At 60.0% G+C, this 24,864-nt stretch carries 16 protein-coding genes; 3 read left to right on the top strand and 13 right to left on the bottom strand.

The features are described from left to right. The first annotated feature begins 16 nt into the window (after window positions 1–16). Together AC1DM5_RS11735 and AC1DM5_RS11730 are read left to right on the top strand one after the other, a co-directional pair. The gene (locus AC1DM5_RS11735) at window positions 17–697 is read left to right on the top strand and encodes an amino acid ABC transporter permease (protein WP_477821489.1); all 681 of its coding nucleotides are present in this window, start codon (window positions 17–19) and stop codon (window positions 695–697) included. Next, entirely contained in the window at window positions 694–1,455 is a 762-nt protein-coding gene (locus AC1DM5_RS11730) for an amino acid ABC transporter ATP-binding protein (protein ID WP_113183627.1), read from the top strand. Before AC1DM5_RS11735 ends, AC1DM5_RS11730 begins: the two co-directional genes overlap by 4 nt. 43 nt (window positions 1,456–1,498) lie before the next feature. On the opposite strand, the gene AC1DM5_RS11725 is transcribed toward AC1DM5_RS11730, so the two are convergent. The 3 genes from AC1DM5_RS11725 to AC1DM5_RS11715 all read right to left on the bottom strand — a co-directional run bounded on the left by AC1DM5_RS11725 (window position 1,499) and on the right by AC1DM5_RS11715 (window position 6,562). Next, a complete protein-coding gene (locus AC1DM5_RS11725; RefSeq protein ID WP_477821488.1) occupies window positions 1,499–2,071 on the bottom strand; it encodes an NADPH-dependent FMN reductase in 573 nt (190 codons plus the stop codon). A 167-nt stretch (window positions 2,072–2,238) separates the two neighbouring features. Continuing rightward, complete coding sequence (gene pyc / locus AC1DM5_RS11720; protein ID WP_477821487.1) at window positions 2,239–5,703, bottom strand: pyruvate carboxylase; 3,465 nt, start codon at window positions 5,701–5,703, stop codon at window positions 2,239–2,241. A 118-nt stretch (window positions 5,704–5,821) separates the two neighbouring features. Beyond that, the gene (locus AC1DM5_RS11715) at window positions 5,822–6,562 is read right to left on the bottom strand and encodes a LuxR family transcriptional regulator (protein ID WP_037102023.1); all 741 of its coding nucleotides are present in this window, start codon (window positions 6,560–6,562) and stop codon (window positions 5,822–5,824) included. 320 nt (window positions 6,563–6,882) lie between these two features. Between AC1DM5_RS11715 and AC1DM5_RS11710 the strand changes: the two genes are divergently transcribed. Further along, window positions 6,883–8,646, top strand: a complete 1,764-nt coding sequence (locus AC1DM5_RS11710) for a glucan ABC transporter ATP-binding protein/ permease (RefSeq protein WP_477975019.1) — start codon at window positions 6,883–6,885, stop codon at window positions 8,644–8,646. Window positions 8,647–8,782: 136 nt separating this feature from the next. Here AC1DM5_RS11710 and AC1DM5_RS11705 read toward each other — a convergent pair whose 3' ends face one another. The 10 genes from AC1DM5_RS11705 to AC1DM5_RS11660 all read right to left on the bottom strand — a co-directional run bounded on the left by AC1DM5_RS11705 (window position 8,783) and on the right by AC1DM5_RS11660 (window position 24,861). Then, window positions 8,783–9,022 (bottom strand): hypothetical protein, encoded by a 240-nt coding sequence (locus AC1DM5_RS11705; RefSeq protein WP_477975017.1) that lies wholly within the window; start codon window positions 9,020–9,022, stop codon window positions 8,783–8,785. Next, the gene (locus tag AC1DM5_RS11700) at window positions 9,022–9,180 is read right to left on the bottom strand and encodes a hypothetical protein (RefSeq protein ID WP_477821484.1); all 159 of its coding nucleotides are present in this window, start codon (window positions 9,178–9,180) and stop codon (window positions 9,022–9,024) included. Before AC1DM5_RS11700 ends, AC1DM5_RS11705 begins: the two co-directional genes overlap by 1 nt. Before the next feature lie 28 nt (window positions 9,181–9,208). Next, window positions 9,209–9,979, bottom strand: coding sequence for a 2-keto-4-pentenoate hydratase (locus AC1DM5_RS11695; protein WP_477821483.1), 771 nt, complete (start codon window positions 9,977–9,979; stop codon window positions 9,209–9,211). 249 nt (window positions 9,980–10,228) lie between these two features. Further along, window positions 10,229–11,458 carry an OpgC family protein gene (locus tag AC1DM5_RS11690; RefSeq protein WP_477975015.1) on the bottom strand — a complete coding sequence of 410 codons (1,230 nt, stop codon included), beginning with the start codon at window positions 11,456–11,458 and terminating at the stop codon, window positions 10,229–10,231. Window positions 11,459–11,557: 99 nt separating this feature from the next. Continuing rightward, the gene (locus tag AC1DM5_RS11685) at window positions 11,558–20,077 is read right to left on the bottom strand and encodes a glycoside hydrolase family 94 protein (RefSeq protein ID WP_477975013.1); all 8,520 of its coding nucleotides are present in this window, start codon (window positions 20,075–20,077) and stop codon (window positions 11,558–11,560) included. A gap of 857 nt (window positions 20,078–20,934) precedes the next feature. Beyond that, complete coding sequence (locus AC1DM5_RS11680; protein WP_113319858.1) at window positions 20,935–21,123, bottom strand: hypothetical protein; 189 nt, start codon at window positions 21,121–21,123, stop codon at window positions 20,935–20,937. Window positions 21,124–21,285: 162 nt separating this feature from the next. Further along, the gene (locus AC1DM5_RS11675; protein ID WP_477975011.1) at window positions 21,286–22,035 is read right to left on the bottom strand and encodes an ABC transporter ATP-binding protein; all 750 of its coding nucleotides are present in this window, start codon (window positions 22,033–22,035) and stop codon (window positions 21,286–21,288) included. Further along, window positions 22,032–22,865: an ABC transporter ATP-binding protein gene (locus tag AC1DM5_RS11670; protein WP_477819941.1), complete on the bottom strand. Its 834-nt coding sequence runs from the start codon at window positions 22,863–22,865 to the stop codon at window positions 22,032–22,034. The genes AC1DM5_RS11675 and AC1DM5_RS11670 overlap by 4 nt, the downstream gene beginning before the upstream one ends. Then, complete coding sequence (locus AC1DM5_RS11665; RefSeq protein ID WP_477819940.1) at window positions 22,862–23,797, bottom strand: ABC transporter permease; 936 nt, start codon at window positions 23,795–23,797, stop codon at window positions 22,862–22,864. The genes AC1DM5_RS11670 and AC1DM5_RS11665 overlap by 4 nt, the downstream gene beginning before the upstream one ends. Next, the gene (locus AC1DM5_RS11660; RefSeq protein ID WP_477819939.1) at window positions 23,794–24,861 is read right to left on the bottom strand and encodes an ABC transporter permease; all 1,068 of its coding nucleotides are present in this window, start codon (window positions 24,859–24,861) and stop codon (window positions 23,794–23,796) included. The genes AC1DM5_RS11665 and AC1DM5_RS11660 overlap by 4 nt, the downstream gene beginning before the upstream one ends. Between the last annotated feature and the right edge of the window lie 3 nt (window positions 24,862–24,864).

Genomic DNA, 24,864 nt, shown 5'->3' with positions numbered 1-24,864 from the left:
TCTTGAGGACACGCCCTTGCCGCACTGGCTCCAACTGATGGCGGAATCGCTTCCCTCGCTCCTCTGGGCGGGGCTGATCTTCACCATCCCCTTGACCCTGCTTTCCTTCGCCTTCGGCCTGATCCTGGGCCTGATCACCGCGATCGCCCGCCTTTTCGGACCCGCGCCCGTTGCGGCCATTGCTCGTTTCTATGTCTGGGTCATCCGCGGCACACCACTGCTCGTCCAGCTCTTCGTGATCTTTTATGGCCTGCCGAGCATCGGCATCCTGCTTGACGCCTTCCCGGCAGCGCTGATCGGCTTCACGCTGAATATCGGCGCCTACAGCTCCGAAATTATCCGCGCCGTCATCTCCTCTGTGCCTAAGGGCCAATGGGAAGCGGCCTATTCTATCGGCATGAGCTGGCGCCAGGCCATGAACCGCACCATCCTGCCGCAAGCCGCCCGCGTCGCAGTACCGCCGCTGTCGAATACCTTCATTTCACTGGTCAAGGATACCTCGCTCGCAGCAGCCATCACAGTACCCGAGCTCTTCCAGGCCGCGCAGCGCATCGTCGCGACCACCTACGAACCGCTGATCCTTTATATCGAGGCGGCGCTGATCTATCTCGCCTTGAGCTCCGTACTCTCGACGCTGCAGCAGCGGCTGGAGCGTCGCTTCGCCCGTTATGGCGGAATGCTGGAGGCAAATGCATGATCGAGCTTTCCAATATCGAAAAGCGCTTCGGCGACGCCGTCATCTTGAAAGATATCAGCATCCGCATCCCGGAAGGCAGCGTCACCGCCCTAGTCGGCCCCTCCGGCGGCGGCAAGAGCACCCTGCTCCGCTGCATCAATCTCCTGGAAATCCCGACCGTAGGCACCATCCGCCTCGGCGAAGAAACGCTTTCTTTCACGCCCGGCAAGCGTGTCGGCTGGCAGGCAATCCAGAAGATCCGTCGCCAGACCGGCATGGTGTTCCAGAACTTTCAGCTATTTCCGCATCAGACGGCGATCGAAAACGTCATGGAAGGTCTGGTCACAGTCCTGAAATGGCCAAGGGAAAAGGCGCGAGAACGCGCCATGGAACTGCTGACCAAGGTCGGCATGGCGCACAAGACCGATGCCTGGCCCTCGACGCTCTCCGGCGGCCAGCAGCAGCGCGTGGCGATCGCCCGCGCGCTTGCACCTTCGCCGCGCGTATTGCTCTGCGACGAGCCGACGTCCGCGCTTGATCCTGAACTGTCAGCGGAAGTGGTGGATGTGCTGGGCCAGCTTGCCCGCGAAGGTACGACCATGGTCATGGCGACCCATGATCTCAGACTCGCCTCCAAGATTGCCAATGACGTGGTTTTTCTGGAGGCCGGCAGCGTGGTGGAAACAGGCAGCGCCAGAGCGATCTTCAACACGCCGGAGAAGGAGCGCACCAAGCGCTTCATCTCTACCATCAACGCCGCTCATACCTACGATATTTGAGGCGATGCCGGGATGGGAACATCCCGGCATACGAAAATTCCGATCAGGCGGCCGTGACGACGGCACGTGCTGCCTTCAGCGCATTGCCCCACCAGGTCAGCTGATCGAGCAAGTTCTTGGCGGCTTCGTTCAGATGCGCGTAATCGCCGAGGCTCTTGCCTTCCTTCAGAACGGCAAGATATTCGCTGAACGCGATGTGAACCCCCGTCCTGACAGAAGCTGCACTCATTTCAACGAAGACCAGACGAAGCTGCTCGACGGCGCGTGCACCGCCGACGCCGCCGTAACCGACGAAGCTGACCGGCTTATGGATGAATTCGCCGAGATCGATCGCGTTCTTCAGAACAGCCGTCGGAGCATGGTTATATTCGGCGACCGTGAAGATGAAGCCGTCGAATTCGCGCAGCTTCTTCTTCCAGCGCTCGGCGGTTTCGCTTTCCGCCGTGGTGGCGCGCTCTTCGCCGAAGAAATGCATCGGGTAGTCGAGAAGATCGAGAACTTCGACTTCGAGATCGGAACGCTGGCCGACGAGCCCGGCGATCCACTTGGCCGGATGTTCAGCGAAACGGCCAATACGCGTGCTGCCGACGATGACGGCAATCTTCAACTTGCTCATGAGATGGTCCCTGATTGGTCTTGGGGGCGGTAATGGGAGCTGAAGTCTATGAGAAAGCCTCCTCGCCCGGCAAGGCGAGAAGGCTGCTAACTCATAGAAAAATCAGCTTTTTAACGACACGATCATACACAGTCGGGTGATGTCAGAAACGATTGTCCGTCGTCTTCTTAACCGGCATAGACGACGAGCAGATCCTTGGCGTCGATCTGGTCGCCGGCCTTGACCAGGACTTCAGAAATCGTGCCGTCCTTTTCCGCATGCAGCGCCGTTTCCATCTTCATCGCCTCGATGGAGACGAGTACGTCACCGGCACTGACGACCTGGCCAGGTGCAATGAAGACACGCGAGATGACGCCTGGCATTGGCGCCCCGACATGAACGGCATTGCCGGCTTCCGCCTTGCGACGAGCCGCAGCCCCCGAAGCGCCGTGCGCCCGATCCGGCACCTTGATGCGACGCGGTTGACCGTTGAGTTCAAAGAAGACGGTGACCATGCCCTGGCTATCGGTGCCGCTCATGGCCTGGTTCACGATGACCAGCGTCTTGCCCTTTTCGATATCGGCAAACAGCTCTTCGCCATCCTTGAGGCCGTAGAAATAGGAGGGCGTCGGTAGCACCGAGACGGGGCCGTAGGTATCGGCGGCCAGAGCGAAATCGGTGAAGACCTTGGGATACATGAGGTAGGAGGCAAACTCGAAGTCGCTGACCTCACGCTCCAGCTTGGTCTCGATCGCCTTGCGCTCCGCGTCGAGGTCGGCATCGTCAAGCAGCGAGCCGGGACGGACCGTATAGGGCTGCTCGCCCTTCAGCGCCTTCTTCTGCAGCGCCTCCGGCCATCCTGACGGAGGCTGGCCGAGATCGCCCTTCAGCATGGAGACGACCGATTCCGGGAAAGAGACTTCCTTCTCAGCGCTGACCACATCGGCAACCGTCAGGTCTTGGCTCACCATCATCAGCGCCATATCACCAACGACCTTGGACGAGGGCGTCACCTTGACGATATCACCGAACATTTGGTTTGCGTCGGCATAGGCCTGTGCCACCTGGTGCCAGCGGGTCTCGAGCCCCAGCGAACGGGCCTGTTCCTTGAGGTTGGTGAACTGACCGCCCGGCATTTCGTGCAGGTAGACTTCCGATGCCGGTCCCTTGAGGTCACTCTCGAAGGCCGCATACTGATTGCGAACCGCTTCCCAATAGAAGGAGATGCGGCGGATCCATTCCGGATCGAGGCCCGGATCGCGCTCGGAGCCACGCAGCGCTTCGACGATGGAGCCGAGGCAGGGCTGCGAGGTATTGCCTGACAGTGCATCCATCGCCGCATCGACGGCATCGACGCCGGCATCCACGGCAGCAAGAACTGTGGCCGCGGCAATACCCGACGTATCATGCGTATGGAAGTGGATCGGCAGGCTGGTCGCTTCGCGCAGCGCCTTGAACAGCACCTTGGCCGCGGCCGGCTTCAGGAGGCCCGCCATGTCTTTCAGCGCGATGATATGCGCGCCGGCCTTTTCGAGCTCGACGGCAAGGTCCGTATAATATTTCAGGTCATATTTCGGACGGGCGGAGTTGAGGATGTCGCCCGTGTAGCAGATCGCCGCTTCGCAGAGCTTGTTCTCCTCGGCGACGGCATCCATCGACACGCGCATATTCTCCACCCAGTTCAGGCAGTCGAAGACGCGGAAAAGGTCGATGCCGCCCTTGGCGGCCTGACGAACGAAATATTTCACGACATTGTCAGGATAGTTCTTGTAGCCGACGCCGTTCGCGCCGCGCAGCAGCATCTGCAGCAGAAGGTTGGGAGCCGCCTCACGGATCAGCCCCAGACGCTCCCACGGATCCTCGGTCAGAAAGCGCATGGAGACGTCGAAGGTCGCACCACCCCAACATTCCAGCGACAGGAGATTCGGCAGCGCATGCGCATAGGTGCCGGCGATCCTGGCAATATCATAGGTGCGCATGCGGGTGGCGAGCAGCGACTGGTGACCGTCACGCATCGTCGTATCGGTCAGCAGCACCTGCTTCTGCTCGCGCATCCACTCGCCGAATTTCTTCGGGCCGAGCTGGTCGAGAAGCTGCTTCGTACCATCGGGAATCTTGCCGCCGTCTGCGTAGGGTACGACCGGCTTGGCGGCATCCTCCGATGGCCGCGGGCGATCCTTCGCCTCGGGATGACCGTTAACGGTGACATCGGCGAGATAGGTCAAAAGCTTGGTGGCGCGGTCCTGGCGCTTGACCTGCTGGAAGAGCTCAGGCGTGGTGTCAATGAAACGCGTCGTATAGGTGTTATCCCTGAACTTCGGATGCGTGATGATCGCTTCAAGGAAGGTCAGGTTGGTGGCGACGCCACGGATACGGAATTCGCGCAGCGCGCGGTCCATGCGCGAAATGGCTTCCAGCGGATTCGGCGCCCAGGCCGTCACCTTGACCAGCAGCGGATCGTAAAAGCGAGTGATGATCGCGCCGGTATAGGACGTGCCGCCATCGAGACGGATGCCGAAGCCCGATGCCGAACGATAGGCAGTGATGCGGCCATAGTCCGGAATGAAATTATGCTCCGGATCTTCCGTCGTGATACGGCACTGCAGCGCATGGCCGTTGAGGCGGATATCCGCCTGCTTCGGCACACCGGATTCCTCGGTGCCGATCGCGAAACCGTCGAGGATGTGGATCTGCGCCTTGACGATATCGATACCGGTCACGACTTCGGTGACCGTGTGCTCGACCTGGATGCGCGGATTGACTTCGATGAAGTAGAATTTGCCGGTATCGGCATCCATCAGATACTCGACGGTGCCGGCGCCGACATAGTTCGTCGCCTGCGCGATCTTCAGCGAATAAGCGGCAAGTTCCTGACGCTGCGCTTCTGACAGATATGGGGCGGGCGCGCGCTCGACAACCTTCTGGTTACGACGCTGGATGGAGCAGTCACGCTCGAAGAGATGCACGACATTGCCATGCGTATCGCCGAGGATCTGGCTTTCGACGTGACGGGCGCGCTCGACGAGCTTTTCGAGATAGACTTCGTCCTTGCCGAAGGCGGCCATCGCCTCGCGCTTGGCTTCCGTCACCTCGCGAGCAAGATCGGCTTCCGAGCGGATGGCACGCATGCCGCGCCCGCCGCCGCCCCAGGAGGCTTTCAACATGACCGGATAGCCGATCGCAGCGGCCATCTTGGCGACTTCCGCCATATCGTCAGGCAACGGCTCGGTGGCCGGCACGACAGGCACGCCGACAGAAATGGCGAGATTACGTGCTGCCACCTTGTTGCCGAGCTGGCGCATCGTATCGCCCCGCGGGCCGATGAAGGTGATGCCTGCAGCATTGCAGGCATCGACGAATTCAGGGCTTTCCGAAAGCAGGCCGTAGCCCGGATGAATGGCGTCGGCGCCGGAAAGCTTGGCGACACGGATCACTTCGTCGATCGAAAGATAGCTTTCGATCGGCCCGAGGTCGCGGGCGAGATGCGGGCCGCGGCCAACTTGATAGCTCTCGTCGGCCTTGAAGCGGTGCAGCGCCAGCTTGTCTTCCTCAGCCCATATCGCGACCGTTTTTATTCCAAGCTCATTGGCCGCGCGGAAGACGCGGATGGCGATTTCGGAACGGTTGGCGACAAGAATCTTCGATATGGGCAATGTACTCTCCTCAAAGCACGAAAAACGGGCCATGCTGCACCCGCGAAGAGAATTCTTAACGTGCTGTTACAGAAAGTTCAATTTCCCTCGTCTCGACGAAATAGAATTTCTCTAGATCTCAGGTAATCAAACCATACCGGAAAGCAAGCGCCACCGCCTGCTGCCGGTTCTTCGCCTTCAGCTTATCCTGCAGACCGTTCATGTACCAGTCGACCGTATGATTGGAGATCTTCAGATGCTTGCTGATTTCCATCGAGGTCATGCCCTCGGCAAGATAATGCAGGATTTCCATTTCGCGCCGGGTCAGCTGTGTGTCGGTTATCGGCACCGTTTCCAGCGCTGCGGCTTCGCCCTGCAGATCGAGCAGCCGCCAGAAGGCCTTGCGGGCGATCGCCTCGAAAAGCGAGATTTCAGCCGGTGAGAGCTCAACGGGCTTGCCGCCGAGGCTGAGGCTGCCCAGGATGCCGTTTCGTCCGTAGATCGGGAAGACATAGCCGTCTTCCAGCCCATGGCCGAAGGCATCGACCATCATCTGCTCCATGCGACGCTGATGCGGGTCGGCCCTAAAAGCAGCCATGCTGTCGCGCCAGCGGAAGGGCCGCTGCGCATGTGCAAGATACCGCACGGTCGGATCGACGAGCACATATTTTTTCACCGTATAGACGTGTGACCATCTGTCTGGCCACCGGCTGGCCATAGTCACACTCCATGGGTTGTCTCCTTGCTTGGGATGGCGAAGCAGACCATAGAAATCGAATCCGTTCGCGCGGATCACCTTGTCGAGTTCTTCGACCGCGCTTTCGCTGTCGGAATGTTCCTCTAGAATAACAAGTAATTGAATTAAAGAATGAATTTGCACAAAATGCCCCTTGCCCGGACCAACGAGGCCGCCGGAGCAGGCCTGATAACCCGCCGCTGAACGGTCTTTATTAAAAAATTGCAGTTCACAAACTGGATGGTGCGCTAGACGCTCCAGGGAATGCAAGCGCAAATTGTCGCGATCTATGCCTAAGCAACAATTTCGAAACTATGGTCACTTATCGCACTGAGCGATCGCACCGAACGCGCGAATTTCGAAGCCGGATTCCAAACCTGAATATCCCGTTAATCGTCGGTTCAGGTAGGTTTTTGTAGCATCGTATCATCCCGTTTTTCGCAGATGCAAAAAGAGGTTCCGACGTGTCGTTATTCAAGGTCTATGCAAGGGCTCTGCGCTATCTCGGCGCCTACAAGCTCCGCGTATCCCTCGTCGTTATCGCGAACATCGTATTGGCGGCGATCACCATCGCCGAGCCGATCCTGTTCGGCCGCATCATCGATGCGATTTCCGGCAAGGGCGAGGTCAAGCCGATCCTCATGATGTGGGCGGCGTTTGCCGTCTTCAACACCATAGCGTTTGTCCTCGTGGCACGCGAAGCCGACAGGCTGGCCCATGGCCGCCGCGCGACGCTTCTGACCGAGGCATTCGGCCGTATCATCTCCATGCCGCTTTCCTGGCACCACCAGCGGGGCACATCCAACGCGCTGCACACGCTGCTGCGCGCTTGCGAAACCCTGTTCGGCCTGTGGCTGGAGTTCATGCGCAACCATCTTTCGACGGTCATTGCGCTTGGTCTGCTTATCCCGACTGCGATGTCCATGGATCTGCGTCTCTCCGCAGTCCTGATCGTACTCGGTATCGCCTATTGGATCATCGGCCGCGTGGTCATGAGCCGCACCAAGGACGGCCAGGCTTCGGTCGAAAACCACTATCATACCGTCTTCGGCCATGTCAGCGATTCCATCAGCAACGTCTCGGTTCTCCATAGCTATAACCGCATCGATGCCGAGACGCGTGCGCTGAAGTCCTTCGCCGATCGCCTGCTACAGGCGCAGTATCCGGTACTCGACTGGTGGGCACTTGCCAGCGCGCTGAACCGCATGGCCTCGACGATCGCCATGATGATCGTACTCGTCATCGGCACCGTGCTCGTCCAGAATGGCGAACTGCGCGTCGGCGACGTCATCGCCTTCATCGGCTTCGCCAACCTGCTGATTGCCCGCCTGGACCTGATGCGTCAGTTCGCCACGCAGATCTTCGAAGCCCGTTCGAAGCTGGAAGACTTCTACAATCTGGAAGATTCCGTCCGCGAACGCGAAGAGCCGGCTGGCAACGGCGAGATCAAGGACGTCAAGGGCGATGTCGAGTTCAACGACGTCTCCTTCGGCTTCGCCAACAGCTCGCAGGGCCTGCACAACGTCTCCTTCAAGGTTAAGGCCGGCCAGACGGTTGCGATCGTCGGCCCGACCGGCGCCGGCAAGACGACGCTCGTCAACCTGCTCCAGCGCGTCTACGACCCGCAGGGCGGTCAGATCCTCGTCGACGGCCATGATATCAGCAAGGTCACGCGCAAATCGCTGCGCCGCTATATCGCCACCGTCTTCCAGGACGCGGGCCTGTTGAACCGCTCGATCAGCGACAATATCCGCCTCGGCCGCGAGAACGCTTCGGAAGAGGATATGCGCCGCGCCGCCGAAGCGGCTGCCGCTGCCGACTTCATCGAGAACCGCGACGAGCAGTATGACACCCATGTCGGCGAGCGCGGCAACAAGCTCTCCGGCGGTGAACGCCAACGTATCGCGATCGCCCGCGCCATTCTCAAGGATGCGCCGATCCTGGTGCTGGACGAGGCGACTTCCGCTCTCGACGTCGAGACGGAAGCCCGCGTCAAGGCAGCGATCGACAACCTGCGCCAGAACCGCACGACCTTCATCATCGCCCACCGTCTCTCGACGGTCCGCGAGGCGGATATGGTGCTGTTCCTGGATAACGGCCGCATCGTCGAGCACGGCAGCTTCGATGAGCTCAGCCACTCGAACGGCCGCTTCGCCGCTCTGCTCCGCGCCAGCGGCATCCTGACGGACGACGAAGTCCGCAAGGCCCATACGACCGAAGCTGCCTGATCGGCTTCGCAAGGACACGACAAAAGGCCGGAAGGGCATCGCTCTTCCGGCCTTTTTGTTGCGTGGGATTCCCTGTGAATCGCTGTGGGCAGACCCGCTTGTTATCATCATCGGCAAGGATTGATCCGTAGAGCCGCTAAGCCGCTTCTGCATAGACCAGGTCAGGTGCAAGGATCCATTCGCCCTGTTTGAGCGACATGACATCAAGCCGGCCTCGGCCATCTCTGGCGGCAACGCCGACAAACCGATAGCAGCCACCGTTCCGGTCGATGACCACGGCAGAAATCGGTTTGCCGCGAAGATGACCGACCACAGGGCCGTCTGCCTTCGCGGCATCAAGCAGGAAATATTCGTGAGGARCGTTGCGACTAGCCATCAGGCGCGCGCCTCGCTCCGGATGGCCAGGCCGACAGCCGTCTTTGTCCGTGTCTTCATTGCGGCGTCTGGGCGATTGGCCTCGGCCGGAACCGGCTTGCGGCAGAACTGTTTCGTCTTCTTGATCTCGACAATGAATGGCTTTCGCTGCGGCCTCATAACCTGTCCTTTCAGTTTGAAATGCGTGTCACGCAAAGATGCATTCGACCTGTCCAAGCGGTCCGAAATCAGCCGCCAGATGCTGGCTGGGCCAAACCTGAAGAATGGTCGTGCACGATCCCGTCGCAACGATATCGTTGGCCTGAAGCTGCCTGCCGTTCGCCGAAAGCCGGCTTGCCAGCCAGACGACGGCATTGAGCGGATTGCCCATGACCGATGCGGATGTCCCCGAAAAGACCGTCTGCTTGAACTGGAAGGTCGTAATATCGATACCGGCAAGATCGGCTGATGTCAGCGCCCCGGTATGATCACCGCAGAGGGTTGCGACATGCAGGCCGAAGTCGGCGATCGCTGCGTAATCTCCCGTAAAGACCCGCCGCGTGCGCCGGCCGAGAATGCCGACGGCCGGGCGGCAATCGAGCACGGCTTCAGCAGCACTGTCGAGGTTGATCGGCTCTCCGATATCCGGATAGGATCGCAGCATCGTGAAAACCAGCTCACACTGGACACCGATGGTGCCTGCCGGCAGCCGGAATTCCTTCGTGCCGGCAAGAAGTGCAGAACCGGGAATTTCGGAATAGATCGGCCTTGCGAGACCGAGGATGCGGCGCGATTCCTCGCTCGTGCCGACAAGCGCATAGCCCTTGCGCTCGAAACCCAGCGCATCCTGCGCAATCGCCTGAATATCATAGGCCTCGCGTTCGGAGGAGATCAGGTCAAGCGGAAGATCGCAGAGTTCGTTATGCCGACGGCTCCTGGCGAGGATATCGGCTGTGGCGTCCTTGAGTTCGAAGTACATCTTCGTGCTCCCTATCATTGGCATTGCCTCAGGAAGCCAAAATGGAGCGGAGCGCGTAGCCGTTCCATTCGTGACGAACGGCTAAAAAATCAAAATCTCATAGTGATCCCGGAGGTTTATCCTCCCGCTTGCAGCTGCGCATTCCACCTGGAACAACAGCGTCAAGGCGTAGCCATCCAACGCTCGGCGAAAAGAAAAAGCCGGCGGCCTCTTCGACCGCCGGCTCCGTATTTCCTTAAGAAAGCCTGCCTATTTGCGCTTGCCCTGGCTATAGGCGTCCACTCCACGGCCGACGCGGACGGGCACCGGAATGGCGCCGCCGGCAAGAGGCCGGGTCTTTTCCTGTTCGCGCTTGTATTCGAGATGATAGGCATAGGCGAACTGGGCGGCGATGCCGACAAGCACGAAGATCGGACCGATGATCTGGTCGCGGTTGGTAATGTAGAGCAGCACCTGCCCAACCATCGCCAGGATGGTACCGGCGACAAAGATATTGAGCGAGTGCCGGCCGAGGATCGTCAGCGGGTGATCGGCCGGGCGGCGGAAAGCTTGTGATACCGCCGGAATATTGATCACCAGATAGGCGAGCGCCAGCACATGCAGAAGGCGCGGCAGCGACAGGAAGGTCTTGTCGAAGCCGGTCAGCACGGCGGGCAGGCCAAGTGCTGCAAGATAGTTTCCGAAATCCCAGAGACGCGCCGTCACCCAGATGAAGGAGAGCACGACATAGCCGAGTGCCACCGCGAAAAGCAGCGGATGGCGAGGAAGCGTGCCGCCGCGCTTGACATGCATCATCGAGACGATGCCGATCGTGAACAGGAACTGCCAGGAGAAGGGATTGAGGAACCAGTCTCCCTCGAAAAGCATGTTCTGCGGCGCGATCTGGTAAATGCCCGCAAGCAGCCAGACAGTGCCGGAAACGGCAAGCGCCAGCAGCGCGCTCTTCTCGTTCAGCAGCAGGATCAGCGGCACCATCAGCATCAGTGCGCCATACATCGGCAGGATATTGTTGTAGCCGATCTGGTGGCCGAGCAGGAGCAGGGCCGGAATGCCCTCCTTCAGGTTCATCAGCACCGCCAGAATATTGATCTCGACCAATAGCCCCGGCCGGTGGAACAACCAGGCGCCGCAGATGAACAGCACAAGCGTCACGAAAGTGGTGATCATATGGGCAAGATAAAGCGTGAAGGCGCGCTTTGCCGCCTTGATCGCCATTTCCAGCCGCTTACCCGCCTTGAAGCGCGAGCCATAGGCAAGACCGACTGCAATGCCCGAGATCAGCACGAAGGCTTCGGCGGCATCGGAAAAGCCGAAATTCTTGGTCGTGATATATTCGAAGATTTGCCCCGGAACGTGATTGATGAAGATCGTGATGAGCGCGAGACCACGAATCACATCGAGCCTCGTATCACGCTTGGACGCCGCCACTGATATGGAAGTTCGTTGGGCGCCAATGGCTTTGGTCGGCATACCTGCCATGGTGTCTCTCCTGTTATCCGTTTTGCAAACGCTACGCCGGCCAAAAGGGTTCCCCCTCTGGCCGCGCGAATCGCCGGAAAATCAGCTTGGAGATTGCTGTTATCCGACCGGATATCCCTCGTGGGGATTGGCGACTTCGCTGCCGTTTATCGACAGAGTGTAGCCTTCAGCATTGGACGCTTTTGAGACCGAAATGCGGTATTTGCTTCCGTCGCGTTCGATCTCTGCCGCAAACCCGTCCCAATTGGAAGGGAGCGACGGGTTCACAAAAAGTTGTCCACCCTTTAGCCGGATACCGAGGATACCTTCCACCGCCGCGCGGTAGAGCCAGCCGGCCGAGCCGGTGTACCAGGTCCAGCCACCGCGCCCGACATAGGGGGCATGTCCATAGACATCGGCCGCCACGACATAGGGCTCGACGCGATACCGTTCGGCCGCCGCCTTGTCCAGCGAATGGGCGATCGGATTGAGGATCTGGAAGCAGCGCAGGGCATCGTCACCCCGCTTCAATTTCGCCAGCGCCATGACCACCCAGGTCGAGGCATGTGTGTACTGGCCACCATTCTCGCGAACGCCGGGCGGATAGGCCTTGATATAGCCTGGATCCTTCAGCGACCTTTCAAAAGGCGGTGTGAAGAGACGGATGATCCGTGCATCTTCGTCAACCAGCTGGTCGAGCACCGCATCCATCGCCTTGACGGCCCGCTTCGGATCACCTTCACCTGAGAGCACGCTCCAGGACTGTGCAATCGAATCGATCTGGCATTCCAGGCTCTCCTTCGAGCCAAGCCGCGTGCCGTCGTCGAAAGTGCCGCGGCGGTAATAATCACCGTCCCAGGCAACGCTTTCGAGCGCCTTCTTGAGTTCGATGAGATGCGCCTTCCAGTGCTTCGCACGGGCCTTGTCGCCCCGGTCTTCGGCATACGGTATGAAAGAGCGCAATGTGCCGGCAAGGAACCAGCCGAGCCAGACACTCGTGCCCCCGCCGTCGATGCCGACGCGATTCATCCCGTCATTCCAGTCGCCGCCGAGAAAGAGCGGCAGGCCGTTCGTTCCCTTGCGAGCAATGGCGAGATCGAGCGCCAGGGCTGCATGTTCATAGATGCTTACCGTATCCTCGGATATTTCCGGCTTGAAGAAGGAGTCATGCTGGCCTTCCAGCAGGGCCGGACCTTCGAGGAAGGCAAGCTGCTCATCGAGCACGCTCTTGTCACCGCTGACACTGCAATAATGATCGATCGCATAGGCGAGCCACACGACATCGTCGGAGATCATGGTACGTACGCCGGCTCCCGTCCCCGGCAGCCACCAGTGCTGTACGTCGCCTTCGCGGAACTGGCGCGAGGCCGCATTGATGATCTGGCCTCGCGCAAGCGCGGGCTCCTGCAACACGAAGGCGAGCGTATCCTGCAACTGGTCGCGGAAGCCGAAGGCACCACTCGCCTGGTAGAAGGCCGTCCGGGCCATGATGCGGCAGCCGAGGCTCTGATAGGGCAGCCAGGTATTGACGAGGTTGTTCATGCCCTTATCCGGCGTCGAGATCTGCAGCTTGCCGGTGAATTCCTGCCAAAAACCTAGGTTCGCCTGCACCGCCTCATCGAATGAGGCCTTTCTGATATCGGCAAGCAGGGTGCGCGCCTCCTCTTGGGTGGACGCATCACCCAGGAACAAAGTGACGTCGCGCTCTTCGTTGGCGCCGAGTTCGATATCGATCGCAAGGATCGCCGCTGGATCGCCTTCAAGGTCCGTGGAGCCGGAAAGAGCAGCGGCGGCAGTCACGGCGACAGGCGCCTCAATCGTCCCGCTCTTGCCGATGAACTCGCAACGGCTTGCCGAGAAACTCGAAACCGTCTCGCTTGCGGCGAAGAAGGCGGTGCGATCCGAATAGTCGATGCTATAGGGGTTCGTCGCAAACAGTGCCCCTGTCTCCTCGTCACGTTTCGACAGGATGAAAGAGGCAGTCTTCTGCGGATTATTCCCAAGGACCCATTCGACATAGGCGTAGAGTCTGAGCTTGCGGCTTGCCGAACCGGCGTTGCGCAGGCGCAGGCGCTGCAGCTTCACCGGCTTCTCGCGATGCACGGTCTGCGTCACTTCCAGCGCGATCTTATGCTGCGTGCTGGAGAAGGTGGAATAGCCGAGACCGTGGCGCGCTTCGAAACGAATATCGTTGCGACGGGAAAGCCCTGCAAACGGCGTCATGACCGCGCCACTTTCGAGGTCCGCTATGTAGAGGGCTTCGCCGGAACGGTTGATGACCGCATCGTTCGACCAGGAGGTGAGCTGGTAATCACGCGAATTGACGCTCCAGGTGAAACCGGCACCTTCGGCTGACACATGGAAGCCGAACCGGTCATTCGAGATGACATTGATCCAAGGCTGCGGCGTCGCCTGTCCGCCCGGCAGGCGCACCACATATTCACTGCCGTCGCGGGCAAAGCCACCGATGCCATTCCAGAAGTCGAGATCGCCTTCCTCCTCGATCGCAACGGTCTTGATAGCCGGGGCAGGCAGAGGCGGTATGCGCTTGCCCGGCATTCCAGCACGCTCGGTTTTTTCCGTGTCCTCCGGCTCTTCCTTGACGGGGCTAAACAGCATGCGGGCCCGGTTGATCTGACCAATCACCTTGCCGTTCTTCGCATGCAACGTCACGCGCGAGGCGGCGATCAGCGCCTGATAGGTGCCCTCTTCCATCAGATCCTTACGGACTGCGAAGATGTGCTGGCGCAGACCATCGGCCTGGCCCATGCGGCGCACGCCCTCGCACATGGCGTCGAGCGCGTGCTGCATATCCTGTGCGTAGGAGGAGGCCCGTTCGTTCATGATGACGAGATCGGCGGTCACGCCGCGTGAACGCAGATATTCCTGCGCCAGCAACGCTTCGCGGGCGATTTCGAGATCCATCTCGTCATCGATACGCAGCATGAAGATCGGGAAATCGCCCGAAATCGCCAGCGGCCAAAGTGCCGACTGCGACTGCATGCCGGCCCGGACGGCGCCATAGTCGCCGCGAAGCTGCATGTCGGGATAGACAAGATAGCGGCCGAGATACTGGAACGCTGCCGCCTGCTGCGAACTGACACCGACATGGCGCATCTGCACCTGCGTGCGCGTCCAGGCCTGGATGAGTTCGTGGTTGAAGGCATCAGGATGGCGATAGCGATCGACGGCCTTATCCACCTCGGCACGATCAGGCGCTGCAATCGTCCAGAAGATCACGCTGACCTTCTTGCCGGCCGGCACGCGCACCGTCCGGCGCAACGACAGGATAGGATCCAGCGTGAAACCGTCTGTGCCGGAAAGGCTGGCACCCGGATCGAAAGCAGCGGCATTCGAAAGGCTGCGGCCACGACCAATGAACGTCCTCCGCTCGGTTTCGAATTCCGTATGTCGCGTATCCCCGGCGTTGTCGACAATCAGATGCGCGATACTCATATTCGCTTCGTTCGGATCGCGCTTGTTGCGCTCGGCACGGATGACGTCGCCGCGCGTATCGATCTCCGTTTTGACGAACATGCGGGCGAAAGCCGGATGCGCGTTGTCCATGTCGTCGGATGTGATGACCGGTTCGAGATAGGACGTCACTTCAATGAAGCGATCTTCCGCACCTATGTTGAACAGTGTCAGGCGGCGGGCTTCCGCATCATGCTCGGTGGCAACGATACATTCGACCTCGCTCGTAAGCTCGCCAAGAACCTTGCTGAACACGGCCTTCTCGTCAGCAAATTCCACTCGGACTGTTTCGCCCTCCACGCGCTTCGGTTCTGATGTTGCTGACCACCATTCATTGGTCACCGTATCGCGCAGGAAGATGAAATTGCCCCAGCGGTCCTCGGTCGGATCTGCCTTCCAGCGGGAGACGGATAGACCGTTCCAGCGAGCATAACCCGCGCCCGTTGCCGTCAGCATCAGGGAATAATGGCCGTTCGACAGGAAGACGAGCTCTCGTTCGCGCGATGCCGGATCGGCGATTTTACGGATGACGGGCCGCATCAACTCGTCCTGGATGCTGGCGGGCGTATCAGATTCATCCTTGCCGCTCATGACCGGGATGTCGCGTGGCGCTTTTTCCTGCAGCAGCAGTTCGGCCGCTTCGATGACCGGATCGGAGTGGAAGAGTTCACGCAGATGGCCGTTGAAGGCAACGTTGGCGACAGCGGCGATCGACATGCCATGGTGGTGGGCATAGTAATTGTAGACGACTGCACATTTCCTGCCTTCAGGAACGCGTGTCGGCGTGAAGTCGACGGCGTCGTGAAAGCCGAATTTGCCGAGGGCGCCGAGCTTGCGAAGCCTCTGCAGGTTTTCGAGCGATGCTTCCGGGTCATATTGGCTGGCGAGCAGCGAGGCATAGGGCGCGATGACAGCATTGTGGCCGAGACCGCGCTTCAGGCCGAGCGTCGGCACGCCGAAGTTCGTGTACTGATAGTTGAGGTTATGGTCGCGGGCATTGAAGGCCGCTTCCGAGATGCCCCAGGGCGTACCGAGCTTACGGGCATGGTTCATCTGTTCGACAATGACGAGATTGTTGGTCTGGTTGAGGATACCTCCGCCGCGCTCCTGCATGACGAGCGGCGGCATCAAATATTCGAACATCGAGCCGGACCAGGAGACCAGCGCGCCACGCGAGCCGACTGGCACGACCTGGCGGCCAAGCTTGTACCAATGCTCCGTCGGCAAATCGCCCTTGGCGATACCAAAGAGCGAGGTAAGACGGCATTCCGAGGCCAGAAGGTCGTAGCAGGCCGCATCGAGCTCGCCGCTTTCCACGCGATACCCGATCGACAGCAGGCGACGTTCCGGACGGAATAGGAAGCCGAAATCCATTGAAAAGGCGAGATCGCGGGCCTTGTCGCGGAGCGCGACCAGGCGGGGGCGCAACGCATCGATATTGGAAAGGTCGAAGGTACTATCGGAGATGTGTGCCTCGCAGACCTTGACCAGCGAGGCCGCCCACAACGTGACCTCTTCCGTCTGCTTCGACTTCACCTCGTGATGCAGGTTGCCGGCAAGGTTCTGGATGTCGCGCGCCAGAACGGCAAGGTTGATGACACGGATCGAGGCAAATTCGTGCTCGCGCTTGACGGCGGCAAGCGCATTCTGGAAGCCGGCAATACGCTCTTCCAGACGGCGGCGCAGCGGCCGAACGGTCTTGCGGTCGTCAGGCAGGTCGGCCAGCACTTCATCGAGAATGCCGGCCGTGTCACCGACGCCGTCGAGATTGCCCTGGACATGTGCCGAGGGTGCTTCCGCCCAGTCGCGGCAGGCCGAGGAAATGGCAATCAGGTGACCGGCGAGATTGCCGCTGTCGACCGCCGAAACGTAGCGAGGTCCAAGCGTCTGCAGCGTATCGGTGTGATACCAGTTGAAGAGATGGCCGCGGAACTTTTCCATGCGGTCGACCGTGGCGATCGTCTGCTCCAGGCGCTCGATCGTCTCCTCGAAGGAGAACCAGCCGAAATGGCGGCCGGAAATGACGGACAGGAGATAGACACCAATATTTGTGGGCGAAGTGCGAGTCGCCACGATGACGTGGGGCGTTTCCTGCACGTTGTCAGGCGGCAAATAGTTCTGCTCCGCCGTCGTGAAGGTTTCGAAGTAGCGCCAGGTGCGGCGAGCAATCTTGCGCAGCTCGCTGGAGACCACATCCGGCACGTCGAGCCGGTCTTCCGTCTCGGCCGACTGGCTCACATACCAAGCGACGACGGGCGAACAGATCCAAAGGAACGCAAAAGGAATGCCGACGAGGAATGAGTCACTTCCCGACAATGCGGCGAAAGCGACCGACAGAATCGCCAGAACAGGAGCATGCCACATCGCTCTATAGTAGGAGAGGATGGTGCCCTGACTGCCGGCCCCGACGCTGGCCGCTGTGCGCCACTGCAAGAGCAGCTTGCGGCTGACGAAGAGACGATAGAGCGATCTGCCGATCGCATCCACCATCATGCAGACGGTGTCGGCAATGAAGATGATGCGCAGCGCCACCTGGGCATCGGCAGCCGCAATATCCGACCAGACAGTATAAAGATGGGCGCTGGCGACAATATCGCTGCTGCGCGGGATGATGCCATTGATGAGCGAAAGGGTCGGCGCCACGAACAGGCAGAAAATCAACAGGATCTGCCAGATCAGCGCCCCAAATGGCTCCATCAGATACCAGCCGAGCACGGAAGCGAGGAACCAGGTGATCGGTGTCAGCGACCGGCGCAGATTGTCGAACATCTTCCAGCGCCCGAGCGCGGTGACGCCGTGTTTCGGACTGAACATATAGGGCAGAAGCTGCCAATCGCCGCGCACCCAGCGATGCTGGCGCGAGGTTTCAACCTCGTAGCGTACCGGAAAGTCCTCGACGAGTTCGAGATCGGTGACGAGTGCGCAACGTGCCATCGAACCTTCGAGAAGATCATGGCTGAGCACCGAATTCTCCTCGATACGCCCCTTCAGTGAAGCCTCGAAGGCATCGACATGATAGAGGCCCTTGCCGGTAAATGTCCCTTCGCCCGCAAGATCCTGATAGACATCCGAAACCGTGAAAACATAGGGATCGAGACCGCGATTGATCGAAAAGACGCGTTGAAAGACCGACGCATCCTTGCCTGTCGTCAGCGACGGTGTGACGCGCGGCTGCAGAATGCCGTAGCCGCTTTCGACACGCCCGCTTTCCGGGTTAATGACCGGGCGGTTGATCGGGTGGTGGAGCTTGCCGACGAGTTTGGTGACGGTATCGCGCATCAGGCGCGTATCGGCATCGAGCGTCATGACATATTCTATATCGGCCGGCACGGTGTTGGCGCCCGGCAGATAGGTCGTATCGCGGTCGCCGCGCAGCAGCAGGTTCAACTCGTGCAGCTTGCCGCGCTTGCGCTCCCAGCCCATCCATACGCCTTCAGATGGATTGTAGAGGCGGCGGCGATGCAGCAGATAGAAGCGCGTCTTGCCGTCATGGGCATAGCGGGCTGAGAGATTAGCGACCTCCCGGCGTGCATATTCCAGCACTTCGAGATCGGCGGAGGTTTCCTCAACCTCGCTATCCGGCCAGTCGCTCAGCAACGCAAAATAGATCTCGCCGCGTGGATTGGCGAGATAATGGACCTCGAGATTGCGGACCATCTCGTCGACGCTATCGCGATCAGAAATCAGGCACGGCACGACGAGGAGCGTGCGCRCATCCTCCGGAATGCCTTGCTTGAACTCATAACCGACAAGCCGCGCCGGCGTGACGAAGAAAGAGAGAACAGTGTTGAAAAGCCCGCTCGCACCTTCCGAGGCCGGCAACGCGAACAGGATGAGCAGCAGGGCGATTTCAACCGACCCCATACCGGCATTGGCCATGAACCCACCGACGATCCCCATGGCGATGATCGTGATCAGCGCGACCGGAATGGCGATCGCCATCCAATTGAATTTGCGCACCGCGCGAATGACGTGCTGCGCCAGCGTCGGGCGGTAGTCTGCGCGCGCTTCGAATTTTAGGCGTTGAGCGCCCGCAATGAAGCCGCCAATATCAGGCTTGTGCGGCCGCGGCTCATCGGAAAGCCTGGCCTCGGACACCATATCGACAGCAAGCTGAGCAATTTGCACCTCGCTCAGCGGCGAGCGCCTGGCAAGCCTTTCGATCTGCCGACGATAGCTGTTGCGCGAACCGGAGTCGAGATCACCGTAGTCGGACTGATCCCAGAGCAACCTGTCGACGTGGCTGACCTGCTCGACCCAGACCGACCACTCCGCATCGTTGATCTCGCGCAGACTGCGGATGATGTTGCCCATCGTGACATTGCCTGCGGAGAGGCGGCTATGCTCCGCCATCATCGCTTCCTCGCTGTCACGCCCAAGCTTTTCCAAGCGTTCGTCGAGCCACGAGATCGCCAGACTCGACGTCTGCGAACCATCACGCATGCGATAGAGGAATTGGGTCGAGAAAGTGTTGTCCTCGGCAAGCTCTTCCAGCGTCTTCAGATAGGCGGCAGCCTTTGCGGTGTCGGCGAGACGCACCAATTCGTTGGCGGCCTCATTGGCGCGACGGCGCAGGCKGCGGCTKCGCTCGACGCGGCTCGAAATACGACGGAGGTTTTCGACCAGCACGTAACGCACCAGCGACGGCAGCGCCCAGAGCTCACCGATCTTGAGGGTTTCGTGCTGCTGAAAGCCGTCGACCAGCGCTGTCAGGCTTTCCTGTGAGATGGTGCCGTGAGTATGGGCGACATAGAGCCAGGCCAATACGAGCGTGCGCGGGATTTCGACGCTGCCGACTTTCATGAGCGGCAGTTCTTGATAGAACCGGCGCGGGAAGTCGCGGCGGACTTCCTGAATTGCTTCCTCGACGATGTAGTGATTGTCCAGCAGCCATTCGGCGGCCGGCGTGATCGCCTCCCCGGCCTCGGCATCGGTCGCAGTCGTGCGGTAGACGCGCAGGATTTCCCTCTCGTTTTCCTTGTGGCGCGCAAAGAAATCGAACGCTGTAAAGGCCGGCAACTCGCTCACGGTACCGCAGGCGACGCTTTCGCCCATGGCCCTGATGTCCTCGTTGGACAGATAAGTCGAGCGGATCGAATCACTGTGGTCGATCTGCGTGTTCTCAGGCTCGTACGACAGGCTCGGAGACGGACTTGAAATGGCCATGGGTTCGGTTCTGGATCCAAACGACGTTATAATTCGGCTAGGTTCTGCATTGCTTTTGATGACTCTCGCATGAACGCGCCGGTCATCTTCGAAGTCGGGAAAAGCAAGATAAACGGACGGTCGGAGCGCTTTGGAGCAACGAACCGACCAGCTTCGGACATAACTTTGCGAGTGGTCATGCCGACTTATGCCCTCTCTGCGAAGCCACCCGGGAAAGTTGGACATTCTTGCGATAATTCAAGTCAGAGAACCTGTTTCTCCGCTTCCCTTCCGCCGGCGTGAAAAAGGCGCATGGACGATATCCATGCGCCTGCACGACGTTCCCGGCACTATCAGCGCCTCAGGCCTACTTTCCGGAATGGGCTAGACTGTGTGGAACAGGTAAAGAAGGATGACGATGGGATCGGGATACCGATCAGCCACAGCAGGATGCCTTTCACGGCCACTCTCCCTAAACAACACCGAAGTGTCAGGAGAATGCCAGCGCATCCCAATTGTTCCGGATAGGAAAATATTCGATCAAATAGGCGCCATCAGTCAGCGCCTCGAACGCGCCGGTGTCAGCCGACGACGCCGCAAACCATAGCGACGACAAAAAGGAAAGCCGCCGTGAAAAATGTTGCATGGATCGCGGTCTGGATTCTGTGCCGCGTGGTGACCGGCTTCTTTGCCGGCACGGATCCGTACTGGTTCACATGAGTATGCGAAATACCCAGATTTGCCATGTGTCGCCTCCGCCTGTTTGTTTTGCGGCCGAATTGCCGGCTCGCATTTATATTCTTACATTCTCTATAAGGTAGGTAGAGATAAAATTCCGTCCAGAGCAGACGGAAGAGAAAATCCACCCAGGCGTCAACTCAGCAGAGTGTGCGCCATGCCCAGATCCAGGAACGCTCCACGGCGCTGTCGCTCTGGGGTGCATTGGGGGATGTTTCGATCAACCGGCGATCCTTTTCCGCCGGGATAGTCACGGAGGCGGTTTCCCTCCGCTCGACCTTAACAGGAGGATCGAGGTAACCCATGGTCATCCCACCGAGAAAGAACATGCCTCAACCTCCATCGATCACGAAAGCTAACGGTCGTTAACGGGATCATGACAGAACTAAGGCAGCTGTCAATAGTCTAGTCGAATGGTCGTGTTTTAGGGAAGCATTATCCTTAACGCCAGCAGCATGCGAGATTTTTCAAGGGCTTGAAAACATTGGCTTTCAAGCCTTCACGAAACCCTTGCTCGCGATCATCAAATTTCGCGTGTACTCCTCGTGAACGCTCCCGGCGGCAAGTTCGGCCGATGTCAGCCGTTCAACAACAGCGCCGCCGCGCATCACGGCAAGCCTCTTGCACATATGGGTGATGACCCCGAGATCGTGGCTGACCATGACGAATGTCAGTTTCCGGTCCCGCCGGATCTGCTCCAGCAGATTGAGAACCTCCGCCTGTACGGAGGCGTCGAGCGCCGATGTCGGCTCATCGAGCAGCAGGATGGATGGCTCGACAATCAATGCGCGGGCGATCGCCACACGCTGCCGCTGGCCTCCGGAAAGCTGGTGCGGGTAGCGGAAGCGAAAACCATTGCCGAGCCCGACTTCGTCGAGCGCCCGGGCGATGCGCTTCTCGCTGTCACGGATGCCATGGATGGCGAGCGGCTCCAGCAGCAGCCGGTCGACGGTCTGGCGAGGATGCAGCGAGCCGTAGGGGTCTTGGAACACCATCTGGACGCTTCGATAGAAGCCTTTGCTGCGTTTCGAGCCTTTCAGCGGCTCGCCGTGAATGCGGATCGTTCCCTCGCTGACAGGCGCAAGTCCGGCGACCGCGCGCAGCAGCGTCGACTTGCCCGAGCCGGACTCACCGACGAGGCCGAAGGATTCGCCGCTTTCGATGGCAACGCTCACATCTTTCAACGCATGGAAATGGTCGTAGACGACACCAAGGTGGTCTGCAGACAGCGCCGTACTCATAGAGCCCACTCCGGCTTGCGGTCGAGAACCGGCAGCGGATGCCTGTCTTCACCGATCTGCGGCATGCAATTCAGCAGGCCTTGCGTATAGGGATGCTTCGCGTTGCGAAGCTCGGATGCGGCAATCTCCTCGACAATACGACCGGCATACATGACGATAACACGGTCGCAGAAAGAGGAGACGAGCCTCAGATCGTGGGAGACGAAGATCAACCCCATGCCGCGGTCGGACACCAGCCGGTCCATGATCCTCAAGACATCGAGCTGGACTGTTACGTCGAGGGCCGAAGTGGGCTCGTCTGCGATCAGCAGCTCCGGCCCGGCGATCAGCATCATGGCGATCATCGCGCGTTGGCCCATTCCACCCGAAACCTCATGAGGATAGAGATCGAAGACGCGGTTGGGATCGCGGATCTGCACCGCTTCCAGCATGTCGAGCGCACGGTCCCGCGCCTCGCCTTTGCCGACCTTCTCATGAGTGCGCAATGTTTCGCAGATCTGCTTGCCGATGGTCATGACTGGATCGAGCGAATATTTCGGATCCTGCAGGATCATGGCGATACGTTTGCCGCGCAGCTTGCGCCGTTCGGCAGCCGAAGCCTTGAGGAGATCGAGGCCGCTGAAATCCAGCGCGTCGGCGGTGACGACACCGTGCGTCGGTGTCAGCCCCATGATGGCGCGGCCGGTCTGCGATTTGCCGGAGCCGGATTCGCCGACGATACCGAGACGCTCCTTACCGAGCGTGAACGACACGCCGCGTACGGCCTCGATAACACCAGTGCGGGTCGGATAGCTGACACGCAGGTTTTCGACGGTCAAAAGCGAACTCATTGGCCGGCCTCCTTCGGATCGAGGGCATCGCGCAGGCCGTCACCCAACAGGTTGAAGCCGAGGCTGACGACGAGGATGGCAATGCCGGGCATGGCCGCCACCCACCACTGGTCGAGGATGAAGCGGCGCCCGGAGGCAATCATTGCGCCCCATTCCGGCAGTGGCGGCTGTGCGCCGAGGCCGAGGAAGCCGAGGCCGGCGGCCGTCAGGATGATGCCCGCCATGTCGAGCGTCACACGCACGATAAGCGAGGAAATACAGAGCGGCATGACGTGCCGGACGATGATGCGCAGCGGCGAGGCGCCCATCAGCTTGACCGCCGAGATATAGTCGGACCGCCGGACCGTCAGTGTCTCGGCGCGGGCGATGCGCGCATAAGGCGGCCAGGAGGTGATGGCGATGGCGATGATGGCGTTCTGGATGCCGGGCCCGAGGGCTGCGACGAAGGCAAGCGCCAGGACGAGCTTCGGGAAGGCAAGGAAGATATCGGTGATGCGCATCAGCGTCGCATCCACCCAGCCGCCGGCATAGCCCGACACAGTGCCGACGATGAGGCCGACCGGCGCGGAGATAATGGCGACCAGCACGACCACGAGCAGTGTCAGCCGCGAGCCGTAAACGAGGCGTGAGAAGATATCGCGGCCCTGATCGTCGGTGCCGAGCAGATAGCCGGCGCTGCCGGGCGGCAGCAGGCGGGCATTCATGAGATCGCCGACAACGGGATTGTGGGTGGCGATCAGATTGGCAAAGGCAGCAATCAGCAGCAGCGCCACGATGATCAGCAGGCCGACGACGGCAAGCCGGTTTGCCGTAAACTGCCGCCAGGTAACGTAGGCGCGGCCGAGCCGAGCCTGCGTGCGCGACCGCGGCCGATCGGACAGCAACCAGTCACGGCGGCTCAAGGGCGTGGAAGGCGTGGTCGGAACCGTCATCGGTTTCGCGTCCTCGGGTCGAGTATCCGATAGAGAAGATCGGAAATAAGGTTGATGCCGACAAAGACCGTGCCGATGACGATCGTGCCGCCAAGTACGGCGTTCATGTCGGCGTTTTGCAGCGAGTTGGTGATGTAGAGGCCGATGCCGGGCCAGGAGAAGACTGTCTCCGTCAGCACCGAGCCTTCAAGCAGGCCTGCATAGGAAAGCGCTATGACGGTCACGAGCGGCACCGCCGCATTTCTCAGCGCATGACCCCAGATCACCCGCTTTTCCGATAGGCCCTTGGCGCGGGCTGCCACCACATATTCCTGCGACAGCTCGTTCAGCATGAAGCTGCGGGTCATGCGGCTAATATAGGCGAGCGAGAAATAGCCGAGCAGCGAGGCCGGCAGGATGATGTGGCGGAAGACGTCATAGAAAACATCCCACTGCCCCTGCCAGGCACTATCGAGGAGATAGAAGCCGGTAACCGGCGTAAAACTGTATTCATAGACAATGTCGATGCGGCCAGGGAAAGCCACCCAGCGCAGCTGCGCATAGAAGATGACGAGCGAGATCAGCGCCAGCCAGAAGATCGGCACCGAATAGCCGACGAGGCCGATGACGCGCACGACCTGATCGGCAATGCTGCCGCGGCGCACGGCAGCGAGTACGCCGAGCGGCACGCCGATGAAGGAGCCGATGATGGTGCCGACGGTCGCAAGTTCCAGCGTGGCCGGGAAGACGCGGCGAATATCGACCATGACCGGATTGGTGGTCAGGACGGAATTGCCGAAATCACCGGAAAGGATGCCCTTCAGATAGAAGTAGAACTGCTCGTAGAGCGGCAGGTCAAACCCCATCTCGCGGCGAACACGCTCCACGACATGGGTCGGCGCGCGGTCGCCGAGTATGGCGAGCACGGGATCGATCGGCACAACGCGGCCGATGAAAAAGGTGACGGCCAGAAGGCCGAGATAGGTGGTGGCGGCGGCGAAGAGGAAACGCCCCAGCGCCTTCGCAAAGGAGAGTGCACGGCCCTTGCGGGGCCGCGCCTCCTGTCTTGTTTCGACGATGCTCACTGG

The organism is Rhizobium sp. 01T437 (assembly GCF_056398505.1).
This window is presented reverse-complemented; position numbering and strand designations above follow the sequence as displayed.

Bases quoted from the DNA above. Each gene is read 5' to 3' on its own strand.
- AC1DM5_RS11665 (WP_477819940.1), bottom strand. From the start codon at position 23,797: ATGACGGTTCCGACCACGCCTTCCACGCCCTTGAGCCGCCGTGACTGG.
- AC1DM5_RS11675 (WP_477975011.1), bottom strand. From the start codon at position 22,035: ATGAGTACGGCGCTGTCTGCAGACCACCTTGGTGTCGTCTACGACCAT.
- AC1DM5_RS11670 (WP_477819941.1), bottom strand. From the start codon at position 22,865: ATGAGTTCGCTTTTGACCGTCGAAAACCTGCGTGTCAGCTATCCGACC.
- AC1DM5_RS11680 (WP_113319858.1), bottom strand. From the start codon at position 21,123: ATGTTCTTTCTCGGTGGGATGACCATGGGTTACCTCGATCCTCCTGTT.
- AC1DM5_RS11700 (WP_477821484.1), bottom strand. From the start codon at position 9,180: ATGAGGCCGCAGCGAAAGCCATTCATTGTCGAGATCAAGAAGACGAAA.
- AC1DM5_RS11690 (WP_477975015.1), bottom strand. From the start codon at position 11,458: ATGGCAGGTATGCCGACCAAAGCCATTGGCGCCCAACGAACTTCCATA.
- AC1DM5_RS11725 (WP_477821488.1), bottom strand. From the start codon at position 2,071: ATGAGCAAGTTGAAGATTGCCGTCATCGTCGGCAGCACGCGTATTGGC.
- AC1DM5_RS11695 (WP_477821483.1), bottom strand. From the start codon at position 9,979: ATGTACTTCGAACTCAAGGACGCCACAGCCGATATCCTCGCCAGGAGC.
- AC1DM5_RS11730 (WP_113183627.1), top strand. From the start codon at position 694: ATGATCGAGCTTTCCAATATCGAAAAGCGCTTCGGCGACGCCGTCATC.